The organism is Mesorhizobium sp. ArgA1 (assembly GCF_053714375.1).
On record NZ_JBSKBQ010000165.1, the window covers coordinates 1 to 337 of the forward strand.

At 61.1% G+C, this 337-nt stretch carries 1 pseudogene; it reads left to right on the forward strand.

The annotated features are described in order from the left end of the window. Positions 1–267: pseudogene (locus tag ACWGTI_RS32830) on the forward strand (IS5/IS1182 family transposase); the annotation flags it as partial. Positions 268–337 lie beyond the last annotated feature (70 nt).

The window sequence follows — 337 nt, forward strand, 5'->3', positions numbered from 1 at the left end:
CGGGTTCCCGATGCGCGCACGATCTGGCTGTTTCGGGAGAGGCTGACGACGGCAGGAGCGATCCAAGCCCTGTTCGAACGCTTCGATGCGATGCTGCGCGAGGCCGGCTACATCGCCATGTCGGGCCAGATCGTGGATTCCAGCCTTATCGCCGCGCCGAAGCAGAGGAACACAAAGGAAGAGAAGGACGACATCAAGGCCGGCCGGATCCCGCAAGATTGGCAGGACAAGCCGGCGAAACTACGCCAGAAAGATCGCGACGCGCGCTCACATGGGCGTCGAAGTGTCAAGGTTATCAGTCACAGCGCATAGGGCACTCTCCAAGGTAACGGCATCC